Annotated in this window: 13 protein-coding genes; all 13 read right to left on the reverse strand. The window is 67.8% G+C overall.

The window, feature by feature from the left end:
* Positions 1-95 precede the first annotated feature (95 nt).
* Positions 96-1589: a glycosyltransferase family 39 protein gene (locus tag AB0B50_RS22645; protein ID WP_362334638.1), complete on the reverse strand. Its 1494-nt coding sequence runs from the start codon at positions 1587-1589 to the stop codon at positions 96-98.
* A gap of 84 nt (positions 1590-1673) precedes the next feature.
* Positions 1674-3167, reverse strand: a complete 1494-nt coding sequence (locus AB0B50_RS22650; protein WP_362334641.1) for an amino acid permease — start codon at positions 3165-3167, stop codon at positions 1674-1676.
* 146 nt (positions 3168-3313) lie between these two features.
* On the reverse strand, positions 3314-5245 hold the full coding sequence (gene dxs / locus AB0B50_RS22655) for a 1-deoxy-D-xylulose-5-phosphate synthase (RefSeq protein WP_362334644.1): 1932 nt from the start codon (positions 5243-5245) through the stop codon (positions 3314-3316).
* Between the two features lie 227 nt (positions 5246-5472).
* Positions 5473-6771 carry a sugar ABC transporter permease gene (locus tag AB0B50_RS22660; protein ID WP_362334647.1) on the reverse strand — a complete coding sequence of 433 codons (1299 nt, stop codon included), beginning with the start codon at positions 6769-6771 and terminating at the stop codon, positions 5473-5475.
* A complete protein-coding gene (locus AB0B50_RS22665; protein ID WP_362334649.1) occupies positions 6768-7568 on the reverse strand; it encodes an ATP-binding cassette domain-containing protein in 801 nt (266 codons plus the stop codon). The genes AB0B50_RS22660 and AB0B50_RS22665 overlap by 4 nt, the downstream gene beginning before the upstream one ends.
* Before the next feature lie 190 nt (positions 7569-7758).
* Positions 7759-8847 (reverse strand): substrate-binding domain-containing protein, encoded by a 1089-nt coding sequence (locus AB0B50_RS22670; protein WP_362334899.1) that lies wholly within the window; start codon positions 8845-8847, stop codon positions 7759-7761.
* A 131-nt stretch (positions 8848-8978) separates the two neighbouring features.
* A complete protein-coding gene (locus tag AB0B50_RS22675) occupies positions 8979-10178 on the reverse strand; it encodes an ROK family transcriptional regulator (protein WP_362334652.1) in 1200 nt (399 codons plus the stop codon).
* Positions 10179-10421: 243 nt separating this feature from the next.
* Positions 10422-11300 (reverse strand): carbohydrate ABC transporter permease, encoded by an 879-nt coding sequence (locus AB0B50_RS22680; protein WP_362334655.1) that lies wholly within the window; start codon positions 11298-11300, stop codon positions 10422-10424.
* Positions 11300-12247, reverse strand: coding sequence for a sugar ABC transporter permease (locus tag AB0B50_RS22685; protein WP_362334658.1), 948 nt, complete (start codon positions 12245-12247; stop codon positions 11300-11302). Before AB0B50_RS22685 ends, AB0B50_RS22680 begins: the two co-directional genes overlap by 1 nt.
* A gap of 51 nt (positions 12248-12298) precedes the next feature.
* Complete coding sequence (locus AB0B50_RS22690; protein WP_362334661.1) at positions 12299-13561, reverse strand: extracellular solute-binding protein; 1263 nt, start codon at positions 13559-13561, stop codon at positions 12299-12301.
* A gap of 149 nt (positions 13562-13710) precedes the next feature.
* The gene (locus tag AB0B50_RS22695; RefSeq protein WP_362334664.1) at positions 13711-14604 is read right to left on the reverse strand and encodes a carbohydrate ABC transporter permease; all 894 of its coding nucleotides are present in this window, start codon (positions 14602-14604) and stop codon (positions 13711-13713) included.
* Positions 14605-14625: 21 nt separating this feature from the next.
* On the reverse strand, positions 14626-15636 hold the full coding sequence (locus AB0B50_RS22700) for a sugar ABC transporter permease (RefSeq protein WP_362334901.1): 1011 nt from the start codon (positions 15634-15636) through the stop codon (positions 14626-14628).
* 70 nt (positions 15637-15706) lie between these two features.
* A complete protein-coding gene (gene ngcE / locus AB0B50_RS22705; protein WP_362334668.1) occupies positions 15707-17140 on the reverse strand; it encodes an N-acetylglucosamine/diacetylchitobiose ABC transporter substrate-binding protein in 1434 nt (477 codons plus the stop codon).
* Positions 17141-17470: the final 330 nt, after the last annotated feature.

The following is a 17470-nucleotide window of genomic DNA, read 5'->3' on the forward strand; positions in this document are numbered from 1 at the left end:
GGGGCCGATCCACCGTTCGTCAGCATCCGTGGCCCGATAGGGGCGCGGGGAACTGCGCGACCAGCCCCCACCGAGCCGCAGACGAACAACCATCCCTACTCCTCCACCCGCACATACACCACCGCCCCCTCCACCCACATCACCGGCTCATACCCCACCGCCAGAACCCGCCGGAGCGAAGGAACCCGTTCCGGCGCGAACGGTTTGCCCCGGGAGTCGTCCACCACCATCACCGGCGGGCGGGCGCGCAACTCCTCACGAAAGACAGGCCAAGCGCCTGCGACCCCGTACTTCTCCCCCACCTGCGGCCCGTTCCGCCCCCCGCTGTAATTCGTGAGCAGCCCTGCCGTCAGATAGCGGCTGGCGGGCGCCCGGTCCGCCAGCCAGTACGCCTCCGGATGCATCCCCCAGAACAACACCCGGTCCTGCGGAGCGGTATGCGCCCTGACCGTCTCCGCGAGGCGCGCCGCATGCGCCAGTTCCGGCCTCGGCACCAGCAGCCCCCACGCCAGGAACACCGCACACACGCCCCCCGAGGCGACGATCGCCCGCACCGTCCGCTCGCGCGGCAGGATCTGCAGCGCCGCCGCGCCCAACAGGGCCAGTGGCGGCATGAGTTGAAGGTAGTAGTGCCCGAAGAAGTGGAAGCCGAGCAGTACCGCGGCCACCGAGGACGCGAGCCACAGCCACAGCTCCCCCACCCCGGTCCGCGCGACCCGCAGGACCCGCACCACCGGCGGGATGATCCCCGCGCAGGCCACGGCGAGGATCGCCGCGTTCACCAACCCCCGCCCCAGGACGTGGAGTTCGGAGCCGGTGAAGGAGGCGTACGCACCCGATCCCGTCACCGTCCAGAACAGGAACCCCGAGGGCGTCGTCAGCAGGGCCGCGGCGAGCACGGGGCCGCACAGCCCGGCCGCCAGGCGCGGCGCGTCCCGCCGGGGCGCCCCGGCGCGCCACAGCAGCCAGACGACAGGCAGCAGCACCGCTCCCCCGGTCTGCTTGGCGAGGAAGGCACAGGCCACGGCGGCGCCCGCGGCACCCCATCTACGGCGGTCCGCGCACCACATGGCGGCTGCCGTGCACGGCAGCATGAAGATCTCGAAGGTGGCCGCCTGGGCGTCCTCCGGGTTGAGGCCGATCGAGATCAACAGGTGGAGGACGCCTGCCGTACGGCCCGCTTCGTCGCCCCAGCGGCGCCGGGCCAGCGAGACCAACAGCACCGCGGTCAGGAGCTGGGCGGCGACCGCGAGGATCTTGAGCGGCAGCAGCGAGGCGTCGCCGCAGAGCGCGAAGGCGCCCGCGTACAACCAGGGGACGAGCGGCGGCTTGCGGTCGACGACCGTCTCGTAGAGCTCGCCGCCGTGCGCCAACATCCTTGCCTGGACGGCGAGATACCCCTCGTCGGGGTTCCACAGCGGCCACCGGAAGGACGGCAGCCGGGTCACGCACGCGAGGGCGGCGAGCAGCGGGAGCAGCCGGGTCCAGTACGGGTCCCGTGTGCCCCCGTCGGGGACGTACTCCTTGCGCGGGCCCGGCACCCGGAGATTGCGTACGGAGCGTAGTGATGCGGAGGGCGCGGCGAGCATACGGTGCACGCTATCCGGCCCCGCACTTCCCATCGGATCGGGACATACAGGGCCGGGAAAGAAGGCGTGCCGAATAGCAGATGACTACAAAGCGTCACCAGCCTTCGGGTCCCGCTGGAGCAGCCGGCTGTGCGAGCGCCCGTACACGAAGTAGATGACGATGCCGAGCACCATCCAGACACCGAACCGCAGCCAGGTCTCCGCCGGCAGGTTCAGCATCAGCCACAGCGAGGCGAGGACCGACAGGATCGGGACGAACGGCACCAGCGGCGTACGGAAGGCGCGCGGCAGGTCGGGGCGCTGCTTGCGGAGCAGGATGACGCCGAGGGCGACCACGACGAAGGCGAACAGCGTGCCGATGTTGACCAGTTCGGCCAGTTCGTCGATGGAGGTGAAGCCCGCGACGACCGCCACGATCCCGCCGAGCAGGATCGTCGAGCGATACGGCGTGCCGAACTTGGGGTGGACCTTGGAGAAGGTCAGCGGGAGGAGTCCGTCGCGGCTCATCGCGAAGAAGACGCGGGTCTGGCCGAGCAGCAGGATCATGCAGACCGAGGTGAGGCCGACGGCCGCGCCGAAGCTGATCAGACCCGCCCAGAAGGGGTGCCCGACGGCCTTGAAGGCATCCGCGAGCGGCGCGTCCGTGGAGAGCTCGGTGTACTTCTGCATGCCCGTGACGACGACGGAGACGGCGACGTACAGGATCGTGCAGATGAAGAGCGAGCCGAGGATGCCGCGGGGCACGTCGCGCTGCGGGTTGTGGGTCTCCTCGGCGGCGGTCGCGACGATGTCGAAGCCGATGAACGCGAAGAAGACGACGGCCGCGGCGGTGAAGATGCCCATCACGCCGAAGTTGGAGGGCGTGAACCCGAAGATCAGCTGGACCAGCGGCGCGGTGATGCCGCCGCCCCCCTCGACGTGCTCGGTGGGCGGGATGAACGGGTCGTAATTGGCGCCGGTGATGAAGAACGCGCCGACGATGATGACCAGGAGCACCACGGTGACCTTGACGGCCACGATCACGCTGGTGACCCGCGAGGACAGCTTCATCCCCGCGACGAGGATGCCGGTCAGGACGAGCACGAGCAGACAGGCCAGCAGGTCGAAGCCGAACTGGCCGTCGTGCGTCCCGCTCAGCGCCTGCGGCAGATGCATCCCCGCGGTGTCCAGGAGCGAGCGCAGATACCCGGACCAGCCGACGGCGACCACGGCGCAGCCGAGCGCCAGCTCCAGGATCAGGTCCCAGCCGATGATCCAGGCCGGGAACTCACCGAGTGAGGCGTACGAGAAGGTGTACGCGGACCCGGCCACCGGCACCGTCGAGGCGAACTCGGCGTAACAGAGCGCCGCGAGGCCGCAGACGAGGCCCGCGACGACGAAGGCCAGCGCGACCGAGGGCCCCGCGGTCTCCTTGGCGATCTTCCCGGTCAGGACGAAGATGCCCGTTCCGATGATGACGCCGACGCCGAAGACCGTGAGGTCGAGTGCGGACAGCGACTTCTTGAGCGCGTGCTCCGGCTCCTCGGTGTCCTTGATGGACTGCTCGACGCTCTTCGTCCTGAAGAGGGTGCTGCTCACGGGCGTACCTCCCACGTTGTCGTCCCCGACATGATCGAGAGGCCGAGTACCGCCTAAGCCCCGGCACGGGCCCATTCACGCGAATGGGCCGGTCCCACCACCCGTACAGGGTGTGGAGACCGGCCCTTCGGCGGTGCGGGTTGACGTCAGTCGCGGGCGGGCTCCACGGAGTCCACCGCGGCCGCGGTGGAGCGCTCGAACCTGCCGTCCAGCTTGGCGACCAGACCCGTCACCTGGCGAGCGATGTCCGGGGCGGTCAGGCCGATCTCGGCCATGATCTCCTTGCGGGACGCGTGGTCGAGGAAGCGCGGCGGGATGCCGAAGTCGCGCAGCGGCACGTCGACGCCCGCGTCGCGCAGGGCCTGGGCGATCGCCGAACCGACGCCGCCCGAGCGGGAGTTGTCCTCGACGGTGACGACGACGCGGTGCTGCTCGGCGAGCGGCGCCATGGCCTCGTCGACCGGCTTGACCCAGCGGGGGTCGACGACGGTCGTGGAGATGCCCTGCTTGTCGAGCAGGTCGGCGATCTCCAGGCACATGGGCGCGAGCGCGCCGACGGAGACGAGCAGGACGTCGGGCCTGCCCACGCCCGGCTTGCGGAGCACGTCCATGCCGCCGACCTTGCCGACGGCCTTGACCGCCGGGCCGACCGCGCCCTTGGAGTAGCGCACGACGGTGGGGGCGTCATCGACCTCGACGGCCTCGCGCAGCTGGGCGCGGACCTGGTCGGCGTCGCGCGGCGCGGCGATCCGCAGGGTCGGCACGCACTGCAGGATCGACATGTCCCACATGCCGTTGTGCGAGGCCCCGTCGGTGCCGGTGACGCCCGCGCGGTCCAGGACGAAGGTCACGCCGCACTTGTGCAGGGCGACGTCCATCAGGACCTGGTCGAAGGCGCGGTTGAGGAAGGTCGCGTACACCGCGAAGACGGGGTGCAGACCGCCGGTGGCCAGGCCCGCCGCCGAGACGGCCGCGTGCTGCTCGGCGATGCCCACGTCGTAGACCCGCTCGGGGAACTCCTTGGAGAACCGCTGCAGGCCGACCGGCTGCAGCATGGCGGCGGTGATCGCGACGATGTCCTCACGCTCGTGGCCGAGCTTGACCATCTCCTCGCCGAACACGGACGTCCAGTCCATGCCGCCCGCCGCGATGGGCAGGCCGGTGTCGGGGTGGATCGGGCCGATGCCGTGGAAGTGGTCGGCCTCGTCCTCCTCGGCGGGCTTGTAGCCGCGGCCCTTCTCGGTGAGGCAGTGCACGATGACCGGGCCGCCGAAGCGCTTGGCTCGCTGCAGGGCGGACTCCAGGGCCTCGATGTCATGGCCGTCGATGGGGCCGACGTACTTCAGGCCGAGGTCCTCGAACATGCCCTGCGGGGCGATGAAGTCCTTCAGGCCCTTCTTGGCGCCGTGCAGGGTTTCGTAGAGCGGCTTGCCGACGACCGGCGTGCGCTCCAGGATGTCCTTCCCGCGGGCCAGGAAACGCTCGTACCCGTCGGTGGTGCGCAGCGTCGCCAGGTGATTGGCGAGACCACCGATCGTGGGGGCGTAGGAGCGCTCGTTGTCGTTGACGACGATGACCAGCGGGCGGTCCTTGGCGGCCGCGATGTTGTTCAGCGCCTCCCAGGCCATGCCGCCGGTCAGGGCGCCGTCACCGATGACGGCGACGACGTGGTCGTCCTTGCCGCGCACCTGGTTGGCCTTGGCCAGGCCGTCGGCCCAGCCGAGGACCGTGGAGGCGTGGCTGTTCTCGATCACGTCGTGGTCGGACTCGGCGCGCGAGGGGTAGCCGGAGATGCCGCCCTTGCCCCGCAGCTTGCCGAAGTCCTGGCGGCCGGTGAGCAGCTTGTGCACGTAGCTCTGGTGGCCGGTGTCGAAGAGGACCTTGTCCTGGGGCGACTCGAAGACGCGGTGCAGGGCGATGGTGAGCTCGACCACGCCGAGGTTGGGGCCGAGGTGGCCGCCGGTCTTGGAGACTGCGTCGACGAGGAAGCCGCGGATCTCTCCGGCCAGCTGGTTCAGCTCCTCGGCGCTGAGCCGGTCCAGATCGCGCGGTCCCGTGATGCGGGTCAGCAGCGGCACCCGTGCCTCCTTGCAGTAGAGCTGACATGTGCTGTTCGAGCATTGCCGGGTCTGTCGAGTCTAATGTTCCGCCGCCGGGACCCGCGTCCGGGAGGCGTTTTCCCGGTCACACGAACAGATGCACCGCAAGGGGCACAATTGTTCCCCTTGCGGTGCATCGGCCGCGCCCCTTCAGGGGCGCGGGGAACTGCGCGACCAGCCCAAACGGACCGGCAGCCGACAGACCGCTAAGCCCGCCCTGCCGACTTCTGGGTACGCCGAGAAACCGAGTCGATGACCACCGCGGCCAGCAGCACCGCCCCCGTGATCATGTACTGGATCTCACTCGCCATCCCCAGCAGATTCAGTCCCTGCTGAATCGACTGGATCACGAGCATCCCGAGCAGCGCGGACCACACCTTGCCCCGCCCGCCGAAGAGACTCGTGCCACCGATGACCGCCGCCGCGATCACCATCATCAGCGTGTTGCCGCCGCCCAGGCTCTTCGTCGCGCCACCCGACTGGCTCGCGATGAAGAGCCCGCCGAAGGCCGCCAGCATGCCGGAGATCGCGAAGACGGTGATCCGGACCCGGTCCACGCTGATGCCGGCCCGCCGCGCGGCCTCCGCGTTGCCGCCGACCGCGAAGACCTGGCGGCCGAAGGTGGTGCGCCGCGCCACGAAATCCGCGACGACCAGAACGGCGAGGAACAGCACCAGGGCCAGCGGCAGGCCACGGGCGCCGACCGGCTCGTTCAGCTCGTACGCCGCGCCGCCCGCGAGGACGGCGACGACGACCGTGCGCAGCACGATCTCGCTGACGGGGCGCGAGGGCAGCCCTGCGGCCTTGCGGCGCCTGCTGTCGAGCAGCAGGGATCCCGCGTACGCGATGATCGCGACGGCCGCGAGACCGTACGCCGCGGCCTTCTCGGCGAAGAAGTGACCGGTCAGGTCCTCGACGACGCTGCCCTCGGGAGTGTTGATGCTCCCTTCGCCGCCCATCAGCCAGATCTGCACACCGCTCCAGCCGAGGAAGCCCGCGAGGGTGACCACGAAGGCGGGCACGCCGATCTTGGCGAAGAAGAAGCCGTGGACGGCGCCGATGACCAGGCCCGTCGCGATGGCGATGAACACCGCGAGCCAGTCGTTGAGACCGTGTGTGACGCTCAGCACGGCCCAGACCGCCGCGCCCATGCCGGCCACCGAGCCGACCGAGAGGTCGATCTCGCCGAGCAGCAGCACGAAGACGATGCCGACGGCCATGATGCCGAGGCCGGAGGTGAAGACCGCGATGTTCGCGAGGCTGCTCGCGTCCAGGAAGTGGTCGTTCTTCGCCTGGAAGATGATCGCGATGACGATCAGGCCGATGACGACGGGCAGCGAGCCGAGCTCACCGCCGCGCATCTTGCGCTTGAACTCGGTCCAGTAGCCGGCCAGGCCCTCCTCGCGGATGAGCAGGCGCGGATCGACGGCCGGGACGGGCGCCGCCGACTCCTCGACGGGCGGGGTGTCCGTTGCGGGCTTCGGGGTCTTGGCGAGGTCGCTCACTTGGCGTCCTCCTTCGTCACCGTGGCCGTGCGCGCCTTGCGGCGGGTGACGGCGTTGTCCGTGGCGCCGGTGATGGCGGCGATGATCTCTTCGTTGGTGGTGTCGGCGACGGAGAAGACGCCGTTGTTGCGGCCGAGCCGCAGCACCGCGACCTTGTCCGCGACGGCCTTCACGTCGGCCATGTTGTGGCTGATGAGGATCACGCCGTGGCCGCGCTCGCGCAGGCGCTCCACCAGGTCGAGGACCTGTGCGGTCTGCTCGACGCCGAGGGCGGCGGTGGGCTCGTCGAGGATGACGACCTTGGGGTCCCCGACCAGCGCGCGGGCGATGGCGACGACCTGGCGCTGACCGCCGGAGAGCGCCGCGACCGGAATGCGGACGCTGGGGATGCGGATGGAGAGGGTGTCCAGGAGCTCCCTGGCCCGCTTCTCCATCTTGATCTCGTCGAGGACGGAGGCGCTCTTCAGCTCGCTGCCGAGGAACAGGTTGGCGACGACGTCGAGGTTGTCGCAGAGCGCGAGGTCCTGGTAGACGGTGGCGACGCCGAGGTTCTGGGCGTCGTGCGGGCGTCCGATGCGGACCCCCTTGCCCTCCCACTCGATGGTGCCGTCGTCGATCGGGTGAACGCCCGAGATCGTCTTGACGAGGGTGGACTTGCCGGCGCCGTTGTCGCCGACCAGGGCGACCACCTCACCGGTGTGGATTTCGAGGTCTACGTCCGTGAGCGCCTGGACGGCGCCGAACCGCTTGGAGACCCCGCGCAACGCCAGCACGGGCGTAGCGGACACGTGAATCATCTCCTTCGCCGCCTGACCGGCGGGGATGGTGGTGCGTCAAGGGCAAGTCCGGTGCCCGCCCCTCCGATTGCGGGGCGGTTTGTGAGGCGGGCACCGGACCGGTACTGGAGGCCGTCGCACGTACGCCCGGGGAGCGCTCTCACGCTCCGCGGAACTCACTTCGTACGAACGGCTTTACCGCAAGCGGGAGTTACTTGATACCCGCGGCGTCGCACGCCTTCTTGTACTGGGCCGTGCAGATCTCGCTGACCTTGTAGACCTTGTCCTTGACGATCGTGTCGGCGACCTCGTCCTTGGTGATCGCCTGCGCGTCGTACAGCTTGGCGGGGATGTCCTTGAAGTCGCCGCTGAGCGAGTTCACCTTCTGGTCGGTGACGTCGTCGATGTTCTTGCCCTGGAGCAGGCGCACGGCGATCTCGGCGGTGGTCTGGGCCTCCGGCTTGATCTCCTTGTAGATCGTGTAGTCCTGGTCGCCGCTCAACAGGCGCTGCACACCCGCGAGTTCGGCGTCCTGACCACCGACGGGGACCTTGATACCGCGCTGCTTGAGCGCGGTGATCACGCCGCCCGCCATGCCGTCGTTGGCGGCGTAGACGCCCTGGATGCCGTCCTTGCCGAGCTTGTCGATCGCGGAGGACATCTTGCGGTTCGCCTCGTCGGGCGACCAGTCCGGGATGTCCTGCTCGTACGCGATGTCCTTGACCTTCTTGTCGAGCACCGAGTGGGCGCCCTTCTTGAAGAAGGGGGCGTTCGGGTCGGTCGGCGAGCCGTTGATCATGACGACGTTGGCGTCCTTGGCCTTGGCGCCGAGCGCCTTGACCATGGCGCCGCCCTGCAGGCGGCCGATCTTCTCGTTGTCGTAGCTCACGTAGGCGGAGAGGGGGCCCTCGGCGAGGCGGTCGTAGGCCACGACCTTCACACCCTTGGCGTCCGCCTGCTTGACCCAGGACTTGGTGGACTTGTAGTCGACCGCGTCGAGAATGATCACCTTGACGCCCTGCGTGATGAGGGCCTCGAACTGCTTCTTCTGGGTCTCGATGTCCTGACCGGCGTTGTTGTACTTGACCTCGCACTCCGAGCAGAGTTCCTTGATCTTCGCCTCCATGATGGGGCGGTCGAAGGTCTCGTACCGGGTGGTCTTGTTCTCGGGGAGCAGCAGACCGATGGTCTTGTTGTCGCCGCCGCCCTTTTCTTCGTCGCCGTCTCCGGCCTTGCCACATGCGGTCATGGCGAGTGCCATCGAAACCGCGGCCGTGCCTATGACGACGCGACGCGTCATTGCGTTCATGGTGGGGTGCCTCCCTGACGAGGCCGCGTCGTTGCGGCCGAGGTGGCTCGAAGTCAACTCGGCCGCCACACCAGCGTCAAGGAGTAAATCCTTAACGAGATGACAACGGTGCCATGCGTTATCTAAGTGAAGGCAGGTGCGCTCGCGGGCAGCGTTCCATCCAAAAGGGTTGAATCGCCCATCTCGCTCAGGGCGAGGGCCAGCGCGCCGAGCACCTCGGCCCGTCCCCCAAGTGCCCCGGGGAGTACGGACAGTTGACGCGCCGCACTCGGGATCGCGTACCGCCCGACGGACTCCCTGATGGGCCCGAGTACCAGCTCGCCGGCCTCCGCGAGATCACCGCCGAGCACGACACGGGAGGGGTTGAGCAGGTTGCAGAGATTCGCGACGCCACTGCCGATGTGCCGCCCGACGTCCGCGATCACCCGGCGGCACCCGGGGTCGCCGTCGCGCGCGAGGCCCACCACGCGCTCCATGGTCAGGTCCGTGCCGTGGCTGGACTGGAGCAGCGGCAGGACATAGCGGGCCGCGGTGAAGGTCTCCAGGCAGCCGCGGTTGCCGCAGCGGCAGACGGGACCCGACTCGTCGAGCGTGATGTGCCCGATCTCGCCCGCGGTGCCCCCGGGCCCCCGGTAGATCCGCCCGCTGATGACGAGGCCGGCGCCCACACCGCTGGCGACCTTGATGTAGGCGAGGTCCTTGACGCCCCGGCCGCTCCCCCAGACCAGCTCACCAAGCGCGCCGAGGTTGGCGTCGTTGTCGACGTGCACGGGAACGCCGAGGCGGGCCCCCAGCTCCTCGGCCGGCTTGGTGCCGGTCCAGCCCGGCAGGATCGACGTCGAGCCGAGGGTCCCGGACTCCACGTCGATGGGCCCCGGCACACCGAGCCCGACGCCCGCGATCTTCGTGGGGTCGACGCCCGTGGCCGCGATCAGCCTGCTGACCAGCTGCTCGGCCCGGTCGAAGCCCTGCGCGGCGGACGCGTCGACGTCCAGCGGCTCGGCCTCCTCGGCGAGTACCTGGTGGGCGAGGTTCCCCACGGCCACGCGCAGGTGCGTGTGGCCGAAGTCGACACCGATGACGATGCCCGCGTCCCCGCTGAGCGAGACGCTGCGGGCCCGCCTGCCGCCCGCCGACGTGGGCGTGACCTCGACGGTCCCGCCGTCCTTCAGCTCCCGGACGATGTTGGAGACCGTCGCGGCCGACAGGCCCGTCGCTCTCGCGATCTCCGCCTGCGTGAGCGACCCGGCGAGCCGCACGGCGCGCACGACCCGCTCCAGATTGGCCCGGTGCAGAGAGGACTGCGACCCCGGAGTCTCCATTGACTCATCCACCCTTTGCCGTATGACGTACGGCACTTAGCCGCCCGTACAAGTTGTGAACTCCAAACTCTGCCGAAGGAGATGTCGCAGTCAAGTCCTTGACGAGGATCAAGCAGGGGCGGAGACCGTACCTCGCGCCGATCGACGACCGGGCGGCACGCGGGGCCACCTGAGCCCTCCGTGCCGCCCGGATTCCTGGCGCCGGTGTCCCGCGGGCGCCACAAGCGCGTCCCGCGGCACGGTCTACTTCACCGAACCCGCCGTCAGCCCCGACACCACATGCCTCTCGATGACGGCGAACAGCACGATGACCGGGACGATGGCGACCACCGATGCCGCGAACAGGTAGTTCCACTGCACCGTGTAGTTGCCGATGAAGTTGTTGATGCCGACCGTCAGCGGCTGCTTGTCCGGCTCCGTGGTGAGGGTGAGGCCCATCACGAACTCGTTCCAGGCCGTGATGAAGGTGAAGATCATGGCCGTCACCACGCCCGGCAGCGCCAGCGGGAGTGTCACCTTGATCATGGCGCCGAAGCGGCTCGTGCCGTCCACCATCGCGGCCTCCTCCAGCTCCGGTGGGATCGAGCTGATGTAGGCCGTCAGGATCCAGACCGCGAAGGCGAGGTTGAACGCCGCGTTGGTGAGGATCAGCGTCCAGACCGAGTTGAGCATGTCCAGCTGGTGGAACTCCCGGTACAGGCCGACGAGCAGCGCCGTGGGCTGGAACATCTGCGTGACGAGGACGAGCAGGAGGAACAGCTTGCGGCCGCGGTAGCGCATGCGCGCCGTGTAGTAGGCGGCCGGGAGCGAGACCAGCAGGACCAGCAGCGTGGCGCCGCCTGCCACGAGCAGCGTCACCTGGAGGTTCTGGCCGAGCTCCGACTCCTTCCATACGTCGATGAAGTTCGCCCACTCCAGGTTCTGGGGCAGGTACGTGCGGTCCCGCAGCTCCTCCTTGGGGCGGAGCGCGGTGACGATCATCTCCAGGTACGGCGCGAGGAAGATCGCCGCAAGGAGCCAGGCGCAGGCCGTGATGACCAGCGTGCGCGGCCGGAAGGTGCGCTTCGGCCGGGAGCCGCCGCCCTTCTGCGGCGCCGGGCGGGTCGCCGTCGCGGTGGCCATCAGTCCTCCTCGTTCCACCGGCTGACCTTCAGGAAGATCAGCACGAGCACCACGACCATCAGGAAGTTGACGACCGACATGGCCGCGGACTCACCGATGTCGGTCTCCTTCAGCTTGTACATGAACACCATCGACGTGGAGGTGTCGTAGCCCGGACCGCCCTGGGTCATGGCCCAGATGATCGGGAAGGAGTTGAAGACGTTGATGAGGTTGATGACCACACCCACGAGGAACGCGGGCCGCAGCATCGGCAGCGTGATGTGGCGGTACGTCTGCCAGGAGCCCGCACCGTCGATCCGCGACGCCTCGTAGACGTCCTGGGGGATGGTCTGGAGCCCGGCGAGCAGCGTGTACGTGGTGAAGGGCAGGGAGACGAAGACGGCGACGGCCATCATCCACGGCCACGCGGTCTCCGGCTTGCCCAGCCAGTCCTTGGAGCTGTCGATCAGACCGAGGTCGAGCATCAACGTGTTGAGCACGCCCGCGGTCTGGTTGAGCATCCACTTGAAGCCGATGGAGGTCATCAGGACGGACGCCGCCCAGGGGGCGATCAGCGCCCAGCGGGCGATGCGGCGGCCGGGGAACTTCTGGTTGAACAGCTGGGCCAGGGCCAGCGAGAGCAGCATCGTCACCGTGACGACGACGACCGTCCACACCACCGTCCAGAACAGGACGGACCCGAAGTCGCTCTCCTCGAAGAGCTTCTTGAACTTGTCGGTCCCGGCGCTGCCGCGCACCTTGCCGGCGATGGAGATGTTGAGGAACGAGGTGCGGATCAGCTCGATGACGGGCCAGACGACCACGGCGAGGATCAGCAGGATGACGGGCGCTATCCAGGGCAGCGGGCCGAGCCGGGCGATGCCGGTGCGGCGGCTCACCGGCCCGGGTGCGCGCCCGCCCCGTCCCCGGCCGGACTCGGCCGTGGACGGAGGGGCCTTCAGTGACACAAGGTCTCCTTGCGAACTGGGTGAACTGAGCGAACTTGATTACGGGGGCGGCTACTTGGACTCGGCGGCTGCCGACTCCGCCTTCTTCTGCAGGTCACCGAGAACCGTCTTCGGGTCGTCGGAGACGGCCTTGCCGCCGGTCTTCTTCATCTCGGCGGAGACGACGTCCCAGGAGGTGTCGCCCAGCGGGTAGAACTTGGCGTTCGGCAGCACCTGGAAGAACGGCTCCAGGTCCTTGTGCTTGCCGCTGTCCGTCATCTGCTTCAGGGCGTCCTTGGTGACCGGCATGAGGTTGTACATCTCGTCGAACGCCAGCATCTTCTTGGAGTACGTGAAGTCCAGGAACTTCTTCACGCCCTCCTTCTCCGCTCCGCCGTCCTTGAACGCCATCATCCAGTCGGCCACGCCGAGGGTGCTCTGCAGCGGGCCCTCCTTGCCCGGGATGGGCACGACGCCGTAGTCGACCTTGCCGTCCTTGGCCATCTGGATCAGGCTCGGGTGGCCGTTGAGCATGCCGACCTTGCCGGCCGCGAAGTCCGCGAAGGCCGTCTTGCGGTCGGTGGAGGCCGGGTTGGCGTAGGTGAGGCCGGGCTTGACCAGGTTGGTCTTGAGCCACTCGAAGGTCTCGACGTTCTTGGCGCTGTCGAGGGTGTACTTGCCGTCGGCGTCGGTGTAGCCGCCGCCGTTGCCGAGCTCCCACATCATCGACTCGCCCTGGGTCTCCTCGGGGCCGAGGGGCAGGGCGTAGGGGGTGTCGGCGGCCTTCTTGTCCTTGATCTTCTTTGCGGCGTCGGCGAGTTCGTCCCACGTCTTCGGCGGGCTCTTGATCCCGGCCTTCTTGAAGACGTCCTTGTTGTAGAACATCACGCGGCTGGAGGAGACCCAGGGGATGCCGTACTGGTCGCCGTCGACCTCGCCGGCCTCGGCGAAGGACGGGATGAGGTTGTCGCGGGTCTCGCGCGAGAGGACCTCGTCCGCCTTGTAGAGCAGGTCGTCGGCGACCTTGTCCGCATAGCCGCCGGTCTGCAGCAGGTCGGGCTCGTTGCCCGCCTGGATCATGTTCTTGACCTGCTTGTCGATGTCGTTCCAGTTGATGACCTGGACGTCGACCGTGTAGCCCTCGTTGGCCTTCTCGAATTCCTTCTTGACCTCGGCCCAGTACACCTTGGAGGCGTTGGAGGCCTTGTCGCCGTAGTCGGCCGCGACGAGCTTGATGGTCTTGCTGTCACCGCTGTCGCTGTCCCCGCTGCAGGCGGCAAGTCCCAGCGCCATGCAGAGCGTTGCCGCACCGGTGGCGACTATTCGATTCCTCATTGCTGTTCAACCCTTCGACATCGGTGTCGACGTGAGCGCGTACAGTCGCCCCCCGCAGCGCCGTGGCGCCGACACTACTCACGCCCCGTTTTGCCTCAACAGGCGTAGACCACTTTCGTGGCCAAGCTGAAATCACCTTCTCCACCAGGTCACTTGATGGCCCCCGCGGTCAGGCCGGCCTGCACCTGCCGCTGGAAGACCGCGTACACGACGAGCACCGGCAGCATGGCGATCGTCAGGCCCGCGAAGAGCGCGCCCCAGTCGCCGCGGTAGCCCTGCGAGACCGCGAGCGAGGCGAGGCCCTGGGGCAGCACGTAGCTCTTCTCGTCCTCGTTGTTGAGCAGCAGCGGGAGCAGGTACTGGTTCCACTGGCCGAGGAAGTTGAAGATGCCGATGCTGACCAGGCCCGGCTTGGCCATCGGCAGCATGATCTGGAAGAAGGTGCGGGTGTGCGAGGCCCCGTCGACCATCGCCGCCTCCTGCACGCCGGTCGGCAGCGTACGGAAGAAGGAGGTCAGGAAGAAGGTGGTGAAGGGCAGCGAGTACGCGATGTACGCGATCATCAGCCCCGGCCGGGTGTCGAGGAGACCGAAGTTCTCCATGACCGCGAAGAGCGGGACGAGCGCCAGGATGACGGGGAACATCATGCCGCCCGCGAACAGCATGAAGATGACGCGGTTGCCCGGGAAGGTGAAGCGGGCGATGACATAGGCCGCCATCGAGCCGAGCAGCATGGTGCCGGTCAGCGAACCCGCCAGGATGATCAGCGAGTTGAGGGTGTACTGGCCGATGTTCGCCTTGTTCCACGCGTTGGTGAAGTTCTCCCAGTGGAAGGAGGCGGGCCAGCCCATCGGGTCGCTGAGGATCTCCACCGAGGGACGGAACGCGGTGAGCGCGACCCAGATCAGGGGTCCCGCCGCGAGGATCACCCACAGGACGAGGAAGGCGTGCGAGAAGACGTTGAGGGTGGTGCCCGTCTCCTTCTGGCGGCCGGGCGCGTCGGCGGTCTCGGGGCGGGGCGCGGCGGTGGCGGTCGTGGTCATGATGCAGTGGCTCCCGCGGTCTCAGTATTCGATCCGGTCGCGATTCCCGACCCGCATGATGATCAGGGAGAACACCATGCTGAGGACGAGAAGGACGACGCCGATGGACGTGGCGTAGCCGTACTGGCCGTCACGGAACCGTTCGTAAAGGAAGACCGGGGTGACCTTCAGTACGTGCGGCGGCACCATGACGAGGCAGATCGCGAAGGTGTCGAGCGCCTGGATGCCCATGTAGATCCAGCCGGTGCGCACCGTGTCCCAGATCAGCGGGAGCGTGACGCTGAAGAAGGTGCGGGCGCGGCCCGCCCCGTCCAGGAGCGCCGCCTCGTAGATGTCCTTGGGGATCGAGCCCATCGCCGCGGAGAACAGCACGACGTAGAAGCCGACGAAGCTCCAGCTGATCACGGTGAGCAGGGAGATCAGACCGAGGGTGTGGTCGCCGCCGAGCCAGGCGGGTCCTTCGATGCCGATCTTGTCCAGACCGCCGTTGATCAGGCCGCTGTTGGTGTTGAAGACGCGCCCCCACACCACCGCGATGATGGCGACGGACAGGACCTGCGGGAAGAAGTAGACGACCTTGTAGAAGGACGAACCCGCGACGCCCGCGATGGCCTGTCCCCTGCGGTGCCGGCCGCCCGAGGTGATCATGTAGGCGAAGAAGATGCCGAGGACGAGGGTGACGAGCGGGGCGACGACGAGCAGGAGGGCGCTGACCTTCAGGGAGTCCCAGAACCTCTCGTCGTTCCACATCTTCTGGTAGTTGTCGAACCCGATGAAGTTCGCGACCGGACCGCCGGACCAGTCGGTGAACGAGTAGTAAATCGCCTGCAGGAAGGGCGAGACGACGAACAGCGCGTAAAACGCGAGCGGCACGATCAGGAAGCCCACGATGAAGCGGTACTTGTCGAGCGTGCGGTAACGCCGGTCGTAGCGGACCTTCTGGGGGGTGAAGCGGGGCGGCAACAGCACCGCGAGGACGAACAACAGCCGGTTCGGCGCGTCCTGTCCGGTCCCGTTGCCCGCCCGCTTCATCGAACTCTTCGACGGCGGGCGGCCGTTGCCCACCTGGGTGTCGGTCTTCACGCTGCTCAGCCCTGCCCGCTCAGGCCTTCTTGACCTTGGTGATGTCGGGGTCGTTCTTGATGCGGTCGGCGGCCTTCTGCATGGCGTCCATCGCCTGCTTGGTGCCGATCTGACCCATCATGAACTTGTGGATCATGTTGTTGAAGTCCTCGCGGAACAGCTCGTTGTACCAGTCGACGAACTGCGGGATGACGACGTTCTCACCGGCCGCCTCGATCGCCGCCTGGGCGCTCGCGGTGCCCGAGGGCAGCTTCACTCCGTCGATGGCGCCCTTGACGACGGGCATCGAGCCGACCTCCTCGAAGAGGTTGCGCGCGGCTTCCTTGCTGTACATCATCCGCATCCACTCCAGGCCGCCCTGACGGTTCTTGGCCTTGGCGGGGACGATGAAGGGCTCACCGGCCGGGGCGTAGAGGGTGCCGAACGGCAGCTTGTCGTCCTTGTCGAGTGACGGGGTCGCGCCGACCGTCATCGCGAAGTCCTTGGGCGTGGTGTCCTTGGCCTCGTTCTCCACCCACGAACCGTTGGGCACGAAGAGGCACTTGCCCTCCTTCGTCCACGCGGTCTGCATCTCGGTGTGCGCCTCGGTGCCGTCGAAGCCGGTCAGCACGTACTTCTTGGCGACCAGCTCCTCCCAGGCCTCGAAGACGTCCTTGACCGCGTCGTGCTTCCAGGCGTCCGGCTCCAGGTAGTCCATCGCCGTGGTGACGTCGCGGCCGCCGCGCTGGGCGAACATCGCGTACATACTGAAGAACATGTACCGCGGGTGGCCGCCCGGGTAGCTCCAGCCGTGGATGCCCTTGGCCTTGGCCTTCTTGCAGACCGCGAGCATCTCGTCCCAGGTCTTCGGGTACTCGGACTCCAGCCCCTCCTCCAGGAGCTTCTTGGAGTACCAGTTGCCGTACACCGTCAGCGTGATGTTGAGCTGGTAGCACTCCTCGCCGCCGAAGCGGCCCATCTGCTCGACGACGGGTACGAGGGTCTCGCGCACCGTCACGTTCGGGTCGTCCCACGAGGGGGCGTCGAGCACCTCGCCTAGGTCGGCGACCTGCTTGTTGTGCACCAGCTTGCCGATGTTCATCAGGTCGGCGCCGGAGTTGTTGACGACGTCCGCCGTGGGGTTGCCGCGCACGATCTTCGGCTGTACCTGGGTGGCGATCTTCGTGGTGGCCTTCTGGCCCGGGTCGGACTCGGGGTACTTCTCGGCATACATGTCGGTGACGAACTGGGCGTACTTGTCGCCGTATCCGCCGTTGAAGATGTAGACCGAAAGGTCGGCGTCCTGCTTCACACCGAGCGGGTTCTTCTTGGACTTCTTGCCCTTTTCGGCCTTGTTGTCCTCGCCGCCCCCGCTGGCGCAGGAGGTGAGCGCCCCGACGGCGGGCACCGCGAGCAGACCGGCGGCTGCCGCCCTCTTCATGACATCACGACGGTTGACGCTGGTGGATCCCATGCTCAAGTCCTCGCCTTCTCCAGGACTCAGGCGGTGAACCGGACCCTCCCCGGCACCGCGGTGGTGTGAAGCTGGGGTCGTGCGGTGAAGCTGGGTCGTGCGATGGATCGGTGAAGCGGCGAAACGAGTGGTACGTCGGATTTGGTTGGCGGAAAGGGGAGTTGGCGCACCCGGGCTCCCCCACGCCGCCGTCCCGGGCCCGCGACCGGCCGAACGGCCGTGCAGACGCCGACAGGTATAGTCCACTCGCCATCAGGTGGGCAAGATCGAATACAGGTTTGGTCTGCAGGCTTGTCCGAGTTGAGACCTGCGACGTTCTCCCTCGAAACC

Origin of the sequence: Streptomyces sp. NPDC041068 (genome assembly GCF_040647455.1) — a bacterium.
Taxonomy (GTDB): domain Bacteria; phylum Actinomycetota; class Actinomycetes; order Streptomycetales; family Streptomycetaceae; genus Streptomyces.